21 protein-coding genes and 1 tRNA gene are annotated in these 16822 nt (G+C 55.4%); 13 read left to right on the forward strand and 9 right to left on the reverse strand.

Translation table 11 applies throughout. From position 1 onward, the window contains the following. Positions 1-59: 59 nt before the first annotated feature. Positions 60-1397: a signal recognition particle protein Srp54 gene (locus MCON_RS07380; RefSeq protein WP_013719377.1), complete on the reverse strand. Its 1338-nt coding sequence runs from the start codon at positions 1395-1397 to the stop codon at positions 60-62. Between the two features lie 68 nt (positions 1398-1465). After that, entirely contained in the window at positions 1466-2017 is a 552-nt protein-coding gene (locus tag MCON_RS07385; RefSeq protein ID WP_162145008.1) for a hypothetical protein, read from the reverse strand. A gap of 325 nt (positions 2018-2342) precedes the next feature. On the opposite strand from MCON_RS07385, the gene MCON_RS15175 reads away from it, so the two are divergent. Further along, positions 2343-3386 (forward strand): C1 family peptidase, encoded by a 1044-nt coding sequence (locus tag MCON_RS15175; protein WP_157863718.1) that lies wholly within the window; start codon positions 2343-2345, stop codon positions 3384-3386. A 150-nt stretch (positions 3387-3536) separates the two neighbouring features. Beyond that, a complete protein-coding gene (locus MCON_RS07395) occupies positions 3537-3986 on the forward strand; it encodes a hypothetical protein (RefSeq protein ID WP_013719380.1) in 450 nt (149 codons plus the stop codon). A 242-nt stretch (positions 3987-4228) separates the two neighbouring features. Here MCON_RS07395 and MCON_RS07400 read toward each other — a convergent pair whose 3' ends face one another. From MCON_RS07400 to cobZ, 4 genes are read right to left on the reverse strand one after another with little or no spacing between them, the layout of a single operon-like run. Continuing rightward, positions 4229-4591: a hypothetical protein gene (locus MCON_RS07400; RefSeq protein ID WP_013719381.1), complete on the reverse strand. Its 363-nt coding sequence runs from the start codon at positions 4589-4591 to the stop codon at positions 4229-4231. Continuing rightward, positions 4588-5175, reverse strand: coding sequence for an NTP transferase domain-containing protein (locus MCON_RS07405; protein WP_013719382.1), 588 nt, complete (start codon positions 5173-5175; stop codon positions 4588-4590). Before MCON_RS07405 ends, MCON_RS07400 begins: the two co-directional genes overlap by 4 nt. After that, positions 5175-5939, reverse strand: coding sequence for an adenosylcobinamide-GDP ribazoletransferase (gene cobS, locus MCON_RS07410; protein WP_013719383.1), 765 nt, complete (start codon positions 5937-5939; stop codon positions 5175-5177). Before cobS ends, MCON_RS07405 begins: the two co-directional genes overlap by 1 nt. Next, positions 5936-6415 carry an alpha-ribazole phosphatase CobZ gene (gene cobZ, locus MCON_RS07415; RefSeq protein ID WP_052297539.1) on the reverse strand — a complete coding sequence of 160 codons (480 nt, stop codon included), beginning with the start codon at positions 6413-6415 and terminating at the stop codon, positions 5936-5938. The genes cobS and cobZ overlap by 4 nt, the downstream gene beginning before the upstream one ends. Positions 6416-6510: 95 nt before the next feature. On the opposite strand from cobZ, the gene MCON_RS07420 reads away from it, so the two are divergent. The 4 genes from MCON_RS07420 (at position 6511) to MCON_RS07435 (ending at position 7791) form a co-directional block, all read left to right on the forward strand. Then, positions 6511-6861, forward strand: coding sequence for an MJ1244 family protein (locus tag MCON_RS07420; protein WP_013719385.1), 351 nt, complete (start codon positions 6511-6513; stop codon positions 6859-6861). Beyond that, positions 6845-7072, forward strand: coding sequence for a NifU family protein (locus tag MCON_RS07425; protein ID WP_013719386.1), 228 nt, complete (start codon positions 6845-6847; stop codon positions 7070-7072). Before MCON_RS07420 ends, MCON_RS07425 begins: the two co-directional genes overlap by 17 nt. 83 nt (positions 7073-7155) lie before the next feature. Then, positions 7156-7380: an LSM domain-containing protein gene (locus MCON_RS07430; RefSeq protein WP_048132106.1), complete on the forward strand. Its 225-nt coding sequence runs from the start codon at positions 7156-7158 to the stop codon at positions 7378-7380. Positions 7381-7389: 9 nt separating this feature from the next. Continuing rightward, positions 7390-7791 (forward strand): helix-turn-helix transcriptional regulator, encoded by a 402-nt coding sequence (locus tag MCON_RS07435; protein WP_013719388.1) that lies wholly within the window; start codon positions 7390-7392, stop codon positions 7789-7791. An 89-nt stretch (positions 7792-7880) separates the two neighbouring features. Here the strand turns inward: MCON_RS07435 and yciH are convergent, their stop codons facing one another. The 3 genes from yciH to MCON_RS07450 all read right to left on the reverse strand — a co-directional run bounded on the left by yciH (position 7881) and on the right by MCON_RS07450 (position 12358). After that, positions 7881-8189 carry a stress response translation initiation inhibitor YciH gene (gene yciH, locus MCON_RS07440; protein ID WP_013719389.1) on the reverse strand — a complete coding sequence of 103 codons (309 nt, stop codon included), beginning with the start codon at positions 8187-8189 and terminating at the stop codon, positions 7881-7883. Positions 8190-8258: 69 nt separating this feature from the next. Beyond that, positions 8259-10619: a vWA domain-containing protein gene (locus MCON_RS07445; protein ID WP_013719390.1), complete on the reverse strand. Its 2361-nt coding sequence runs from the start codon at positions 10617-10619 to the stop codon at positions 8259-8261. After that, positions 10616-12358, reverse strand: coding sequence for a BatA domain-containing protein (locus MCON_RS07450; RefSeq protein ID WP_013719391.1), 1743 nt, complete (start codon positions 12356-12358; stop codon positions 10616-10618). Before MCON_RS07450 ends, MCON_RS07445 begins: the two co-directional genes overlap by 4 nt. A 104-nt stretch (positions 12359-12462) precedes the next feature. Here MCON_RS07450 and MCON_RS07455 point away from each other — a divergent pair, with 104 nt between their 5' ends. From MCON_RS07455 to MCON_RS07480, 7 genes are all read left to right on the forward strand, one after another. Next, entirely contained in the window at positions 12463-12924 is a 462-nt protein-coding gene (locus tag MCON_RS07455; protein WP_013719392.1) for a (Fe-S)-binding protein, read from the forward strand. Between the two features lie 10 nt (positions 12925-12934). Beyond that, positions 12935-14173, forward strand: a complete 1239-nt coding sequence (locus MCON_RS07460; RefSeq protein WP_013719393.1) for a formylmethanofuran dehydrogenase subunit B — start codon at positions 12935-12937, stop codon at positions 14171-14173. A 1-nt stretch (position 14174) separates the two neighbouring features. Beyond that, complete coding sequence (locus MCON_RS07465) at positions 14175-14561, forward strand: molybdopterin dinucleotide binding domain-containing protein (RefSeq protein WP_013719394.1); 387 nt, start codon at positions 14175-14177, stop codon at positions 14559-14561. A gap of 30 nt (positions 14562-14591) precedes the next feature. After that, on the forward strand, positions 14592-15506 hold the full coding sequence (gene argF / locus MCON_RS07470; RefSeq protein ID WP_013719395.1) for an ornithine carbamoyltransferase: 915 nt from the start codon (positions 14592-14594) through the stop codon (positions 15504-15506). Positions 15507-15575: 69 nt separating this feature from the next. Further along, positions 15576-16016, forward strand: a complete 441-nt coding sequence (locus MCON_RS07475) for a nucleotidyltransferase domain-containing protein (protein ID WP_013719396.1) — start codon at positions 15576-15578, stop codon at positions 16014-16016. 76 nt (positions 16017-16092) lie between these two features. Then, a tRNA-Leu gene (locus MCON_RS16115) sits at positions 16093-16156 on the forward strand. A 95-nt stretch (positions 16157-16251) separates the two neighbouring features. Beyond that, entirely contained in the window at positions 16252-16767 is a 516-nt protein-coding gene (locus MCON_RS07480; protein WP_232844361.1) for a hypothetical protein, read from the forward strand. The last annotated feature ends 55 nt before the right edge of the window (positions 16768-16822 follow it).

Here is a 16822-nt window from a genome sequence, read left to right on the forward strand (position 1 = left end):
CAGCCAATCGGGCCGAATCGATAAGAGCATCTACAAAAGCAGCAATGGCCAGAGCATCGTTATGTCTTGGCGCCTGGGTTGAACCTCTTCATCATCCTCTTCATGTTCATCTTGCCCATGCCTCCTCTCATCCCCTTGAGCGCCTTCTGCATGGCCTGATGGGATTTGAGCAGCTCGCGGACGAGGTCAGGCGAAGCGCCGCTGCCCTGGGATATGCGCTTGATGCGCGAGGCGGTGATGATCTTGGGGTCATCCAGCTCTGCGGCGGTCATGGAGTCCATGACTACCCGGTATTTGTCCAGCCTGTCCTTGGTCATCTGATACTCTTTGTCCGATAGCTCAAAGCCCAGACCTCCCATGGGCAGCATCTGCATGATCTGCTTTAATGGTCCGAGCTTGTTCATGGCCTCCATCTGCTGGTACATATCCTTGAGGGTGAACTTGCCCCGCATCAAGGACTCGACATCCACCTCCTGCTCGGTCTGAACCTCCTGGGCCCGCTCGATGAGGGTTTTGATATCACCCATCCCCAGCATGCGGGAGATGAAGCGATCGGCCTCAAACCGCTCTAAATCCGCAGGCGTCTCGCCCACTCCGATGAAGGCCACCGAGGTCTTGGTCTCCGCCACCGCAGAAAGGGCTCCGCCGCCCTTGGCAGTGCCGTCAAGCTTGGTGATGATAACCCCGGTGATGTTGACCGCCTCGTTAAACGCTTTCGCCTGCTCGCTGGCCTGCTGGCCTAAAGCGGCGTCCATCACCAGCAGCTTCTGATCGGCGTTTACCACTGCGTGGATGTCCTTCATCTCCTGGATCAGGTCCCCCTCCAGGGCATGCCTCCCTGCGGTATCGACGATCCGTATATCGTATTTTTTTGTGGCCTCCAGGCCGTTCCTGGCTACTGCCGGGGCATCGGTGTTGCCCTTCTCGCCGTAGAAGAATATGCCCTGCTTCTCGCACAGAGCCTTGAGCTGGTCATAGGCTCCTGCCCGGAAGGTGTCAGCGCATATTACCGCAGTGCGTAAGCCTTTCCTCTGGAAGAAGGTGGCGAGCTTCGCTGCGGTAGTCGTCTTTCCCGAGCCCTGCAGGCCCACGAGCATGATGTTCTGCTTTTTCAGAGGGATGTCGGCACCGCGGCCTACAAGGTTTATCAGCTCCTGGTAGACGATGTTGATCACATGCTCCCTTGGGTTCATGCCCGGAGCGGGCTTCTCGTCCAATGCTCTCGATTTGATGGTGTTGGATAGCTGCATCACCAGCTTCACATTCACGTCTGCTTGCAGGAGGGCACGCTGAATCTCCCGTACCGCTTCGTCGACCAGTGCTTTATCTATCTTATTCGCTGAGGCAATCTTCTTTAGGGCATTGCGCAGCGATCCGCCTAAGTTGTCCAGGACCATAATGCTTCCATTTCTGGTGGTCTTTAAGCCATATAAATTGTTTCTCGATGCAAAGCCATTCCAGGGGCCTATATCCTCACGGCGGTGGCATTTCCCTCGTCCATGATCTCACCATTCCACTTCAGTATATAAGCTCCAAATAGCGTTTCATTCGCTAAAACCAGATCAAGATCGCATCCGTCATACCTTTGATCCGGGAATTTTGGCGCCGCCGATTTGACCTTCAGCATTAGCAGTTCTCCCTCGAAGGAGCCGCTGGCAGATACGGAGTTCTTCGCCAGGCCCTCTCTCAGTTCGCCAAAGCCCATCACCTTGCTCCCACCGGAGGCCCAGAGGTCGAGGCCCAGGGAGACATCGCTCCGATTGGCAAATCTCACCGTCCAATCCCCGCTCACTTTATCTGCTTCGCTGGTTTCAGTCTCATTGAATGGCGATCCATCAGAGAACGGATCTCTCTTCCCTTCCACCACGGTGACTTTGGTGGGGGAATTTGCCATATCCATGCTGGGGGGAGTGATCAGGGGCTTGGGCATATCCATGTTGGCTCCGGTGATACTGGGCACTGCGATGGTGCCGGGATCCAGGGCTATGGCCTGAATCGATAAGCATGATAGCAACATCAAAACAAATGCCATTTGCATGTCAGTTCGTCTCACTTTTGCCCACCTGCCTGTCAATTATCTTCGTTATAATTTTAAACGTATCCCAGGGAAGAGGCGTCCACCTCCAGTCGGTTGGCATTACCTGAAAAGCGGACAAGTATATATTTCATCCAGCCTATTATGCTATAGAAATGTCGTCCCTCCAAATGAACTCAAGCCAAGGAATGCAGCCCCGGGGATTGGATATTTCGTATGCATTTCGTCTTAGCCACCAATAGACTGTGCGGCGGAGATAGCGATGTTGGCAGAATTGCCGTCTGAGCATTGATTGGAGATGAAGACAATGGGAAAGACATATTCGACCGGGCTGATAGTATCGCCAGCAGAGATTCAGCATAATATGGCCATGTTTGTTGCCATGGCAAAGCTTCTGAGGGCGGTGGAGCATCCCTCTTCCTTTGACTGGAGGAGTATTGAGGGCGAAGACTTTACCACCCCCATCCGCGATCAGGGAAAATGCAGTAGCTCCGTTGCCTTCGCCACCATCGCCCTGATGGAGTCCATGATAAAGATCGCAAATCAGGACCCCAAATTGCAGCCCGATCTCTCTGAGGCCTATCTTTTTCCCCGAGGAGGTGGAAAATGCGAGAGCGGTGCTCAATTCGGGCGGATGCTCACGGCTGCAGAGTCCGGGGTTTGCGATGAGCTCTGCTGTCCTTATGCTGGAGACTGGAAGCCATGCCCGGATTTCAAGAGCAGATTGACTGCCATCACATTCTCTGAGACGATCTTCAGCCCGGAGCAGGCCAAAGCCCATATCGCCTCAACCGGCCCTCTAATGAGCGGCATGGCGGTCTATGCAGACTTCTTCGAGCATGATGGGGGGATTTATAGTCAGGATTATGGGAACTTCGTAGGCAACCATGCCATTCTGATCGTTGGCTATGACGAAGGGGAGGATTGCTGGATAGGGAAGAACTCCTGGGGTCTCACTTGGGGGGAGGGAGGGTGGTTCAGAATCAAGCAGGGAGAGTGCGGCATAGGCTCAGCTTTCCCATTCTATTCCGCTGCCATAGGCTTGAGTCCAGTTCTAGCCTTCCCACCGTCACCAGACATCGCCGCCCCGATCGACGGCACCTTGTATGTAACCATGACCAGAGCCGGAGAACGCGATGTGATCTTGCTGGTGAACAATAGGGAGATCGGGGCGCTCACCTTGGGCGAGACCCTGACTGCAGGGGAGTTCAAGAGGGGTGATACCATCCAGTTCGACCTTGTGGGAATCGCTCATAAGAACGTCTGCTTCCCATCGGGCTGGAGGATATGGACTCTCAGGATGGATGGAGGAAAGTACGAGTTCCGGGTTCTGGAGCGGGATAAACGATAACCACAAGGTTTATTATCATTATAGTTCGAACCGCTATCTGCGGTGATGAAATAGCATTCATCTCCCGCGATAGAAGCATCAATCGATCACCGATCGCATCTGTGCCAGGGAGTGGGAATGAGGGCAGGATGCGCATTTAGGAGGATTAATATGGCAAAGATTTTTAGCATAATGGTCCTGGCGACCATGCTGGCATTGATAGCGCCTGCAATTGCCCAGCTGCCTTCTGAGGCAGTAGCTAGTAATCGCGAAGATATTTCTGCAATAAACAGGAGCATCATAAATCAATTCGATCCCACGTATGTATGGAAGAATCCATATGCTTTGGATCTATCCGGGATCAGTCCGGCAGTATTTGGGAACATCGCCTTCGCCAAGAGCCCCGGTGGCGTTTCATCGGCACTATATACCGAGAGCATCAATGAGTTTTTGAGCCGCGATCCTGATGCCGGCAAGAGCAACATCACCGTCAATGCCGCCAGAGTGGGATTGACGACAAAGGCCGCTTTTGTTGGAAGCAGTGTGCGAGGGAGCCCATCCGCACCCGGGAGCACTGCAGCATCACCGAGCGCCGCAGAAATGCAGAATGAGACCACTTAGATCTTGAGCTTGCGAGGACCTTCCAGGCCCCCCTGGCATGATCCCGGCGTCGTACCATGCCGGAATTAAGGCCTCGGGGCCCTTAAGGTCAGGAAGGGCTTCTTGGGCAGGTGGTCCTCTCCCCGGAAATCAGATTTTTTTGCTCCTGTGTGTTATATGAAAGGAAGGTCAGCTTCTCCGGCCTAAAGACCGGAGTTCCCTTGCGCCATAGATATGGAATGGTCCATGGGCACAGGCATCGTCTACTCCATATCGCCTTCTTCCACTGCCTCCCTGGGGGCAAGCATCAGATCGTTGAACAGCAGGATCTCAATCACCTGGGCAACATAACGCCTCTGCTGGAATCTCTGGATATCCTGGTTCATCTTCAGCTCGGCATCGACCTGCACTCGGATCAGGCTAAGCCTCATATCCCTCTGCTCATCCTCCTTGATGCAGAGGCTGCATATTTCTTTGAGCAGCCAGGGAAGCCTCAATGGGTTGCGCAATGCTCGGGCCACGAGGAGAATATAGCCCTTCGGCTCTTTTACCTCATCCTCGCCGGTGAGCAACATCAGGTCTCCGAGAGAGAACTTCTCGCCGTTAATCGTTATGGTGTCATTCAAATAAAATCACCTTGCAGTATCCGCTCGCAGAGGCGGAGGTCCTCTGCCACATTCACATTCACTGCCAGCTCTATCCTCTCCATTATCAGATGATAATCCTCCTGCTCTCTCTCGATCTCTCCTCCGTCCAGCACATTGATCCCTGAGGGCACGATCAGCTGGCCCCGGTAGTTGAAGAGGGAGTCGGGCCTCCGGCCCAGACGGCGGTGCAGATCCAGTGGAGTGTGGGTGGAGAGGGCTGGCTCAGGACGTTCTTCATAGACCTCGATTATAGTATCGATGAGCTCGCTTGTGATCAGGGGCAGATCGGCCATGATGACCATTATGGGATCGGTAACCATTGCCTCATTCACCGCAGAGATCATGTCCGGGACAAAGCCCATCCCCGGAGTATCCACCACGGATAGGCTCCAATCCCGTGCCCAGGCCCGAGTGAGGGGCACATTCTCAGTGGTGGCGACGTAGATCTTCTCCACTGAGCTATCCTCCAGGGCCAGGGCTACATACTCAATCAACCTCCTGCCGAAGATCGTCACCATGGGCTTCTCTCCCCTATTCAGACGGGAGCCCCTTCCTCCAGCCATCACCAGAGCGTCCAGGGCAGAACACCTCCTAACGCCAGGGCGGCAGCGAGAGCAGTCACCCGTGCAATCTCATTTGTCGCTCCAATGCCGTCACCAGTCGCTCCGCCGAAGTTTCTCTTCGAGACCCATACCAGGTAAAGTGCGGCCAGTTGGGCTGCGGCCAGGATCGCCAGTCCGAGAGCTCCAAGGGCGAGTGAGCAGATGACCGCCGATATGACCAGGCCCAGGAGGAATTGGCCCTTATCCGTCCTCTGAATCATTATCTGCCCAAATCCCTTCTGCAGGGAGCTGGAGAAGGCAGCAAAGGATATCATAGCCTCTTTGGCACTGACCTCTGCGGTGAGAAGTGCCAGGGGCAAGAGCCTTTCCGGCAGGCTGGACAGGACGGCAAATGCCGCCAGGATTAAAACGACGATATACAGTCCTCCTCCGGTTCCCATGTATACGTCCTTCATCGCAGCGATCTTCTTCTCCCTTGTACCGTGAGCGATGACACCATCAGCAAAGTCTGCCAGGCCGTCGATGTGGTTTATGCCGCATAGCCAGTAGATAGCGACTATTACCACTACGGCAACCAGGCTCGCCGGAAATGCCTGCAGAGCGATGTAGGATACCGTTCCCAGGATCGCCCCCAAAACCAAGCCCACCAGGGGAAAGACATAGACATGGTTCATCAGGGCTTCCACCCCCTCCATGGATATGCCTACCGGTATGGCGGATAGCCATCCGAAGCCGGATTTAAGGGCGAACAAGAGGCCTTTCAATTCCCGCTCCCCGGATTCGTTGCCGCTCTGGTGTACATGTTGGCTGAGACTCCGCCGATAAGCCCGGCCAGAGCATCATCCAGGAAGGGTCCCAGCCGGGAGAGTATTCCCGGTTTGGCCTTGTCGTAGCGCACATAATCGAACAGCCCCTTATATCCGCCCACGTACTTGGCTATGCTCAGGCCTATGACCTCGTCCGCGATGAGGCAGGTCAGATCGTTCTCATAGTCGGACGGTTTCAGGTTGGGAAGGTTGCGCCTTTCTCCCTCCACCTCCAGGAGGAGGGCGGCGTATATGAGCAGGGCCAGATTGGGGTCGGACAGAGCTAGGTTCATCTCCCGGCGGAATACGGCTTCTGCTCGCTCGCGCGTCTCCACTCCGGGATGGGGGAAGTATAGCTCCATTGCTGCAGATATGATCTCTTCCTCAGTGATTCCCCTGCTCTTCAGCACGTCTCTGATATCTCTGGATGGCATGGTAGGGAATGCATGGCCTGGGTAGGATAAAAGAATATCCCGGTATCGCGAAGTTTTATAAGGTCTTATGGCCGATATATAGGTGAGGAAACTCCATGAAGACCATGGTCAAGATTTTTGTAGATCACGAGCATCTCGTCAGAGTCATCAACAGCTTGACGGAGCTTGGAATCACCGGCTTTTATCTCATTGAGTATCAAGGAATGGCACCCACCAACTGGAAGAGCTTCCAGCTGAGCGAGGATCCCGATATGGCATTGAAGGCCATCCGAGATCATTCAGAGCCCGGAGTCATGGTCAATACCGTTGTAGGCCCAGATAAGTGTCAGCGGCTCATAAAAGAGCTCGAGGAAGCTTTAAAAGGGATAAGGTTTACCATAATCGGGCACCAGGTTAATTCCATAAAGGTTAAAGGAGACGATAATACTCATGCAAAACCTAAATGACGAGGTGGAGGCGGCCCTGGGAAAGATCCGGGAGGGCCTTCGCGTGGACGGCGGAGATGTTGAGCTCGTCGATATCAGTGATGGCATTGTGACCGTAAGGCTGCAGGGGCATTGTGCGGGCTGTCCATTCTCCCAGATGACCCTGAAGAACTTCATCGAGAAGGAGCTCGTGAAGAGCGTCGCTGGGATAAAAGGTGTGGTATCCGTCTAGATATGACGGGTATCGACCGCATCAATATAGACCAGTGAAACTGCATAAGGGTTATCCGTCGAAGTGGCCAAGGAGTCTGAAATATGTTCCCAACTAAGAAGGTACAGAGTCTGGTAGGTAGCAAGATTCAGGTAGAGATGAAGGGATCACCCCGATACGTGCTGGAGGGTGTTCTCAACAGCGTAGATGAGTACTTGAACCTGCACTTGCTGGAGACCGTGGAGCTGATCGGGGGCGAGAAGACTCGCTCTTTGGGATCGGTCATCCTGCGCGGCAATAACATCATTCTAATCAGCCCAGTGGAGTGAGTGTCGGGGATGTCTGTCGAGGAAGCATTAGATTACATTAAATCGCATCCTGAGGGAGCCCTGCAAAGCGATCTATGGAAGGCTCTGAAGATCGATTCCAGAAAATGCTCTCGCATAGTGGCCAAGCTGCTCAAAGATCGCCATATTACCCGAGAGGTGGAGTCGGTCGACGGCATCAGGACTTATAGGCTCTTTTGCGTCAGCAGGACTAGCGGCAGACGTTTCGATCCTCTTATGGCTCTGGATGCCTTTGAGCCCTGCGCCGGCTGCATAGAGGAATGCATTCCCGAGCATTGCGCCAGCCTGAGCGAGTGGATATTCTCAATTGTTATGAGCTCAGACGAGGTGGCTCCTTCCAATGCAATTCAAGAGGAGGGGGGCAGCCAGGCATTGCGCTCTCCCTCATCATAATCAATCCTTTTTTAAGAAAAGAAAATGAGCAAAGAAAATACGTAAGTTAGGATCTGCCTGCCCATCGATAAAAACCTGCGAAATGGGATTCAGGTGCTTATCTGGTCTGCGCCGAATCCCTTCTTGACCAGGATATCCTTGATCCTTTGTATATGATTGCCTTGAAGCTCGATCAGACTGTCCTTTACCGTCCCGCCGCAGGCCAGCTTGGATTTCAGGTGAGTGCACAGCTCCTGCAGATCGATCTCATGAGGATCAATGCCCTGGATAACTGTCACCTCTTTTCCATATCTACGCTTCTGAACTTTGACTACGATCCTTTGCTGCTCCTTGGCAACCTCCTCGCAGATGCATAGCTCCTGTGGAAGGCCGCAGACGGCACACATTTGAGAACTCATTTGGTGGCAGTTACCTCCATAATATATCTCACTACAGGCTGATTATGCTATTAAAATCTGATGGTGACCTCACGGCTTTGTCCGCCCCTGCCTTCGTATGTCATTGATCTTTCTTGATACAATCTCCAACAGGAATATCAAGAGGGCGATGATGAGCAGAGCGTCCCTTCTGGATACCCTCTCTTCTGTCATCCTCTGGCTGACCCGAGATGCTTCTGCAATCAGGCTCCTCCCCGCTTCCTCCTCGGTGAAGACCTTGCCTCCATTGGCCATGATCAGGCTGGGAAGATCTGGATTGTATCCGATGTATCTGTACTCCAGGGGGTAGTTGACAGCAACTCCGTAGTCTCCTATATAGTAGATGCCGCTGCTGTTGGGAGTAAACGTCGCCGTGTATCTATTGTCCCCTATCTTTTCCACGTTCGCCCCGGGCAGGCTGGGCCGGGAGTTGCTGGCAATGGTGATCTGCAAGGGAGTGTTCTGCCATCCATCCTCTCCCTCCACTCTGTCTTCCTGCGGCCGGGGATCGCCCACCGCCCAGTTGACGACGGAGGATATCAGCTGAGAGCTGGGGCTGCGATATAGCAGACCGGCCCAGGAAATGCCGTTGTCTGTGGTCAGGGCCGCTACCCTCCCCAGGCCGTAACGCCAGACGGTGAGGACGGGCTTGCCATCGGTCAGTGCCACCAGCCTCAAAGAGCCGGGTTTGGGGGTGACATCATTGAAGCCAGTGATGGTGGCGTTCAGCTCCAGATCGGTGGTGATATAGTGGTTCTGGTTGACCACTGCCAGGTCGTAGCTAGTGATGTTCTTCTCCGGCGGCCTCGTCTCCTCGGGCAGAGGGGTGCTGATGGTGGTCAGAGAGTCGGGATAAACGAAATAGGTGAACTCCGAGCCCGTGCTGCTGGCGATATCCGGGAAGCTACCCGTCGCGCCAGGGATGGCCTGGACCTGAATCAGCCTGGTGGTGATGTTCATCTCCCGGATCAGCTCCTTGGATCGTACTACGACATCCCCATAGTTCTGGAGGTTTCCATCGGAGAGGACAATCATCTCCCCCTCGCCTCCGCTGGCCTGGATCATATCTCTGGCCAGCTCGAGGCCAGAGTCAAGATAGCTGTTTTCCGTTCCTGTGGGGGCAAGGGTAGCGATTCTGTCCGCGAGGACGTTCTGGCTCCGGGATAAGGGCACGGGATCGATCACATTATAGGCCCGGGTTCCAAAGACCACCAGTCCCACATTGTAATCCTGGAACTGGGGGGAATGCAACAGCTCCACCGCCAGGGCTTTCTCATAGTCTAGCAGGGTGGTCCCGTCCTTGGTGAGAGTGGACAGCAGGCTGAAGGAGATGTCCAGGACGAAGATGAGCGTCTTGCCTCCCTCAAAGCGGCTGGGAAAGGACTGCACAGGCAGGAACCTCTCCAGAGTCGAGTTGCGGTATTCTCCCAGGTCGTAGGAATTCTTGCCTCCCACTACCACCAGGCCGCCACCCTCGCGCACATAATCCTCCAGCCGGTCGAGGCTCGAGCTGTATTCGATATCGTCAAGGATAATGGACTTATAGCTATCCAGGCTGGGGGGAAGCTCAGAGGCTGCAGTCAGCTTATAAAGATCATCCAGGTTCTGGGCCAGGGACGAGTCGCTTGAGGTGAGGAGGAGAACCTCCGGCTTGGGGACGACATATATCGACTTCTGGTAAACATCGTTTGCCGGCTGCATATCCGGGGCGATCACCGCTCTGAGGATATGGTTTCCCGTCTCCAGGAAGGAATGAGAGATCTTGATCGAGGCGCTCCCATTGGCCTGGATCTGGTCGCTGTAGATCTTTTTCTCATCGGCATAGACCGATAGGGGTCCGCTGTAGTCAAGGGAGCTTCTCACCATCACCCGGAAGGGGTAGTCCCCTCCCAGGACAGCGGTGTTTGGTCCTGATATCTCCACCCCGGCATCGCCTTTCACCGGATCGATGTCCAGGGCAAAGACAGTGCTATTCGAGCTCCTGGCCAGGGCGAGGGCATCTTCTAGCGATCGGCCGCTATTGCTGTAGCCATCCGTCACCAGGAGGATTGTGCTTCCTGGAAGGGCATGCTGGAGGATCCTGTCCCCCAGGGGAGTCGAGTCACCGGAGAATGTGCGCAAAGAAGCCCCGGTCAGATCGGCAACTCGTGCCGCCACATCGGGATCGAATACCGTCATCGATCCGGTCTTGTCATCCAGGACGGTGATGCTCGGCTTTTGCGATTGGACGACCTGGGTTTGAACAAAATAGGGGTTTGCAGCCGCTGCCAGTATCAAGCAGAAGATCAGCAGCCTGGAGAGGGCGAGGATCTTATTCCTGGCCCGAAGGTGGACGTAGACCAGCCCCAACAGGGCTAGGGGTGGCAGGGCCCAGAGGAGTTCCGGCCGAGCGAAATAGAGATCCTGGATCATGTCTCCCTCCTCCAGCGCATGATGGCCAGCTCCAGAATGATGGCCAGGGCGGCTAGGGCTATCACCCAGGGGGATAAATCCCTCTGTACAATGGTATTGCGAACCACTCCTAGAAATTCACCCTGCTCGAAATCTCGGCTGCGGAGAAGGGAGGACTCGGTGGGGTTGTACATGTTCGCCGCCACCGTTCGTCCCTGGAAGCGATAGATTCCCACCTCGTCCAGGGAAATAGTGCTGGCGATGAGGCTGATGCTGGGGGTTTGGATGGTGGATTGCTCGCCTGTGGCTATGATCTCCCCGGTCTTCCGGTTGGAGTCTTCTATATCCGGCACCCCCGTCATCCAGTTGATCATCTGATACCAGAATATGGGGTATTCGGGGCGCAGATAGAAGTCCGAGTCCATCTCCAGGCCGTCATAGATCACAATCCCCTCGCCCAGCCGCCAGTAGGCGAGGATGGGGGCACCATTGGCTTCCACCATGGTGGTCGCGCCCCTGCGAGCAGCAGCGTCCGGGTAGCTGTAAATCCCGATCTCATCGAAGTGCAGGCCCTCGGCAAAACCAAAATTTCTCACCCAAAGCCTGGTGGGGCCGGGGAGCTTTCCCGTCACCCTCACCGGGAGATATTGGGGGCTCTCAAGATCGAAGGGGAGGTAGATCACCCGGCCGCCGTCGATGTAGCGGTTGAGCTCGCCATCGGCCGAGGCATTCCTTGCCAGGACGATCAGATCGAAGTCCGAGTACCTGCCTGAGGTCATAACAATAACATTTGGCAGGGACTGGAGGGCTTTTAGGGCTGGCCCGGCCTCGCCCAGATAAAGAACGTCCCTCTTAGCCTGGTCTGGCACATAGACATAAGCCCGGTTGTCCCAGGAGATGGCGTCCTCAATGTCCAGAGAGATCTCATTCACCCCGGGATAGGCGGTGAAGGATAGGTAGTAGTCGCCGTCCTGTGGGATTGCAGCTGCCTGGCTGGTCTTGCCGCCCGGGCCGGTGATGGTAATGGGTATGGTTCTTGTCGGGCCGTAGTTGTGAATCAGAGCAGTATGGTTTACGTATCCCGTTCCCGGCACATTCCAGCCCTCTGTCAGGGCCAGGTTGTTCCCTCCCTGGTATGAGTCGGCAAAGACTATTCCCACCCGGCCGCCGGCCTCGATGAGATTGCGGGTGACATCGGGATCGTCTCCCGTCCAGCTGATGAAATCCGAGACCAGAAGAATATCCCCCCCGGTGCTGCCCAGGAGTATGCTGGCCTGGGTCAGTGCGCTGGAGAGGTCTGCTGAGACTGCAGCCGGCTTAAATTGTGGGAGTTGATCTCGGGCCTCAGCTGGACTGCCCTCGGTGAGGACCGTTTGTGGAACGTTTTTTGCTAAGATGATGCTGATTCTCTCATAGCGGTCGAGGTATGAACGGATGATGTTCTGGGCGGGGGAGAATGAGGACTGCATGCTCGCAGAGCCGTCCAGGACTACTACCAGATGGCTGCTTGCCGGCCCCTGTTCGTTGGTGTAGGGCCCGGCTGCGGCGAGGGAGAGAGAGCAGATGGCCAAGAGCTGCACCCAGAAGAGGGGATCGCTTATCAGACGGCTGAGGACGGCGGTGCGCTTCGCCTCCCCCTCTCGCAAGAACTGGATGGAGGAGAAGCGGATCTCCTTTGGCTGGGGCCGGATGAGGTAGATTATTACCAGGGGTATTATGCCAAGGAGGCCCAAAAGGGCAATGGGATTGCTGAAGGGCATTGAAAAGACAATTCCTGAAGAAGTATGAAAAGCTTTGCGCAGGCAATAAATATGATCGAGATTGATGTTACTGCTGTATCCTTCCCAAACTGAGGTATCTGGTTATGGTAAGCGCCATGGAGATTTATATGCTATTGCCCAAGACCAACTGCAAGAAGTGCGGGCTTCCCACCTGCATGGCTTTTGCCGTGGGCCTCTTGGGCCGGGAGAAGAAGCTGGAGGAGTGCACTCCTCTATTCGAAGAGAAGAAATATGAGGCGAAGCTCGCCAAGCTGAAGGAGATCGTGGCTCCACTGGAGAGCGCCTCAGAGACCGGCCTTGTCATTCATCCGGAGAAGTGTTTTGGCTGCGGCAACTGCGTGATCGCCTGTCCGGTGAATGTGGCGGCCGAGCCCACCAGGGTCGGCGCTGGCCTCGGTCCGGAGGGGGATCGTGTCATCCTCCGGGTGGAGGACGGGGTGGTAGTGGCCAATAACCTGCAAGAATGCAAGCGCTTCGGGCCGAATAAGATTCTGTGCAATGCCTGCACTGCGACCTGTCCGAGCAAGGCCATAGAGTTCGTCTGAGGTGATGCAGATGACAGAATTCAATTATAAGACCTGTACAGGCTGCTCGCTCATATGCGAGGACATACTTTTTCCGGACGCTGGCTCTGGGTCTGTCTCCCAGGCCAGGAACCTCTGCCGCAAAGGCCAGGCCCACTATCAGGCCCTATTCAGCGAGAGGACGGGGCCTCTGGTGGAGGGCAGTGAGGTTTCTTTAGATCAGGCGATAGAAAGGGCGGCGGAGATTTTAAGGAACGCCAGCGCGCCCGTGATCTACGGCTGGTCCAACTGCACCCTGGAGGCGCAGGAGGTGGGGCTCGCCCTGGCGGCGAAGATCGGGGCGTTCGTTGATGATCCCTCCAGTTATTGCGAGGGGCAGCTCATGGAGAGGATCCTCTCCGGGAAGATTCCCAGTTGCACTCTGGATGATGTGCGCAACTTCGCTGATACCTCCATCTTCTGGGGTTCGGACCCATCCAGCACCCAGCCCAGGCATCTGTCCCGGTTCTCCTATTTCCCCCGAGGCGAGAAAAGGCAGAAGAGCTACGAGGAGGAGAGGACCTGTATCGTGGTGGATGTGAGGGAGTCGCCCACCGCCCGGCTTTGTCCCAACACCACCTATCGGGTCTTGCCTGGAGAGGATCTGCAGTTCCTGGAGGCGATCCTGGCGGTGCTGGAGGGGAAAATCCCCAAGTTCGGGGACAAGAAGAAGATGATTGAGCTTGGCTCCATAATCAAGAAGACCGAGTACGGGGTGATCTTCCCCGGTCCGGCTATGCTCGTCTCCCTGCAGGATCAGATGGATCGGTTCGAGGAGTTGGTTCGACGGCTGAATGAGATCACCACATTCAAGGTGGTTCCCATGACCGGCCAATACAATTCCCGCGGGTACAGCCAGCTATTGTTCGACCGGACAGGAAGGGTCAAAGGGGTCAAGTTCACTGCCTCCGGAGAGGCGGCGGAGGCCCCCAGCCTGGTGGAGGCGGTGAAGGGGGCGGACGGCATTTTGGTTCTGGGCTCTGATCCCCTGCTGGATCTGCCTCTTGGCCTGGCGAGGGCTTTTGCTGCTGCCCCCATCGTCGCCATCGATCCCCGCCGGTCCCTGACCGCAGATGTTGCCCGGGTGGTGATTCCTTCTGCCATATCAGGTCTGGAGACCAAGGGCACGGCGCTGAGAACGGATGGGGTGCGGATCACCTTCGAGCCATCAATGAAGACCAACCAGCTTGCGGATGAACAGATTTTGACCAGGATCATGGAGGCGATTTGAAATGGCAGTGGATGTGAAGGTTGTCACCTACCAGGATATCTTCCAGTACGGGGCGGGAAAGATGGGATTGCACTCGGAGGAGTATCTCAAACTCAGTGCCAGCATCATCCTGGACAAGGGGGATATGGCCAGCCTGGGGGTAGCAGAGGGGGGGAAGGTTCTGCTGGAAAACGAGCTGAACCGGATTGTGCTGAATGCCACAGCCTCTGTCGATAAGCCCCATCCGGGTCTGGCGTTCATGATAAAAAGCCCCTGGTCCAATCAGCTGGAGGGGGATGAGTCCTGCCCGGCCGGTGCTTCGGGGTTCAGGGGGATTCGGGCAGTGGTATCCCCCAGCAGTGAGGGCATCACCCAGATGGATGAGATCCTGCAGAGGCTGCGGGCCTAGGGCAAGGGCCCCGGAAAGGAGGATTCTGACATGAATCTGATCTCCATTGCCGACCTCTCTGGAGAGGATATACTGCGGCTGATCCAGAGCGCTGAGGCCTTCCGGGCCAGGCGCGGCCGGCATGGCCAGCCCCTGGAGGGAAAGAGCCTGGCCATGATCTTCGAGAAGCCCTCCACCAGGACCCGGGTCAGCCTGGAGGTGGCAGCCTGGGAGCTGGGCGGCCATCCCCTATACCTATCGGCCAACGAATTGCAGCTGGGCCGGGGGGAGACCATAGCCGATACGGCCCGGGTGCTGTCCAGATATGTGCATGGCATCACCGCCCGGGTCCACTCTCACGGCACTGTGCTCCAGCTGGCGGAGCACGCCAGCGTCCCGGTGATCAATGCCCTGTCCGACTGGGAGCATCCGCTCCAGATACTGGCCGACCTCCAGACCATGAGCCAGAACTTCCAGGCTCTGGATGGCCTGCAGATCGGCTGGATTGGGGATGGGAACAACGTCTGCAACTCCTTGATTCTGGCCTCGGCCATCCTGAGGATGGAGATCACTGTAGCCTCCCCACCCGGGTATGGGCCAAAGGCCGAGATATTGGAAGAGGCCCGGGCATTGGGCGGAAGCCCGCGGGTGGTCGAGGAGCCGGAGGAGGCGGCCGGAGGAGCGGACGTTTTGGTCACCGACACCTGGGTCTCCATGGGGGATGAGGCGGAGGAGGCAGAGCGGCTGAGGGTATTCGGCCGGTATCAGATCAATTCCCAGCTCATGGACCTGGCAGGTGATGGGGCCATTGCCCTGCACTGCCTGCCTGCCCACCGAGGTCAGGAGATCACCGATGAGGTGATGGACGGGCCCAGGTCCCGGGTATTCGATGAGGCGGAGAACCGGATGCACACCAGCAAAGCGGTGATGGCCTGGCTGATGGGAGAGAAGCAGAACGAGAAGTGATCTCCTGGCCATGCAGAGCATGAAGGATCTGGAGGGTGGGATTGTCGCCTTCGGAGAGGAGGTGGAGGGATGGCTGGAGAGGTCGTTACCGAACGGCTAGGAAAAGAGCTGCAGTTTCTGGCAGAGCCCTCCTGGGAGAAGAGGGTTTTAGGAGTGCTGCTCTACGGCTCCTGGGCGCGGGGCGATGCCGGGCCGGATAGCGACATAGACCTCTGCCTGGTGGCCCCGGAGGCAGAGGATAGGGCAGGGCTGTGGAGGGAGTTCGTCTCCCATCTTCGTTCCGAGAAGTACGACCTGAGGATCTTCGAGATCCTGCCGCTTTATATCAAGATGGCAGTGATAGAAGAGGGTTCGGTTCTCTGGTCCCGGGTTATTCTGGAGCTTTATGAGTACTTTTATCCCTTCCGGCGGGAGTGGGATGATCAGAAGCACAGGCACGATCTCTCCCCTGGGGAGATGAGAGAGCTGATAGCGGCGGCCAGGAGGGCGCGGGCGGGAGGCGGGCCCTAAAGGGGATCGCAAAGTTCTAGTAGAGCTGAGTTCTTTAATGTGGCCGAGCCCCAAAAAGGGGTGCATGCCGAAGAACGCGGGGGTTGCCAAGTGGTTAAAGGCGCAGGGCTTAGGACCCTGTGGATAAACCCTATCCTGCAACTAACTCAGGAAGAGGCCAGGGACTATGCGATCCAAATATTTGATTTTCGCTATTGCATGCCTGTTAGTGGCTACAATACCAGCAGCGTCAAAGATGTTCGACCTGAAAAACTATACAATCGATACGGGCGCCTATTCGCCACCTTTAGATGCTGAAGTGAGCGGCCCAGATACCTTAGAGTGGTCTTGGAACGAGGGCGAGAGTACCTATATAATTTTACGTAGGGCTACTCATACTCCTAAACAACCTGAAGATCTTAATATTAGCAATGAAGACTTTATGAACGCGAATGCTATGAACCTGCTCATGAAATTTTATTCGGGCTTTGAGAACATCAATTTAACGTACACTAATGCCGAGGAATTTCTAAATAATTTTCAGAGTCTAAACCCGTCATTTGTATCAAAACCATATAGCGGCTACATAGTTATATCTGATCGTTATCCACCTGCAAAAATTTACGTTGGTGCAATTGATTTATATAATTATATTATTATTTGCAGCACAGAATCTGATGAAATGATGGCCCTTATAATGCGTGAGTTGAAGGTATATGCGAGAGAAGAGAGTAAGGCTGCCAGACTTCAGGCCATCCAGAATATATTGTAGGCAATTAGCTGGAGGCAGCTTCACATGCTAATGATCCAAATTCTTATCTTTGATG

Source organism: Methanothrix soehngenii GP6 (assembly GCF_000204415.1).
GTDB lineage: Archaea > Halobacteriota > Methanosarcinia > Methanotrichales > Methanotrichaceae > Methanothrix > Methanothrix soehngenii.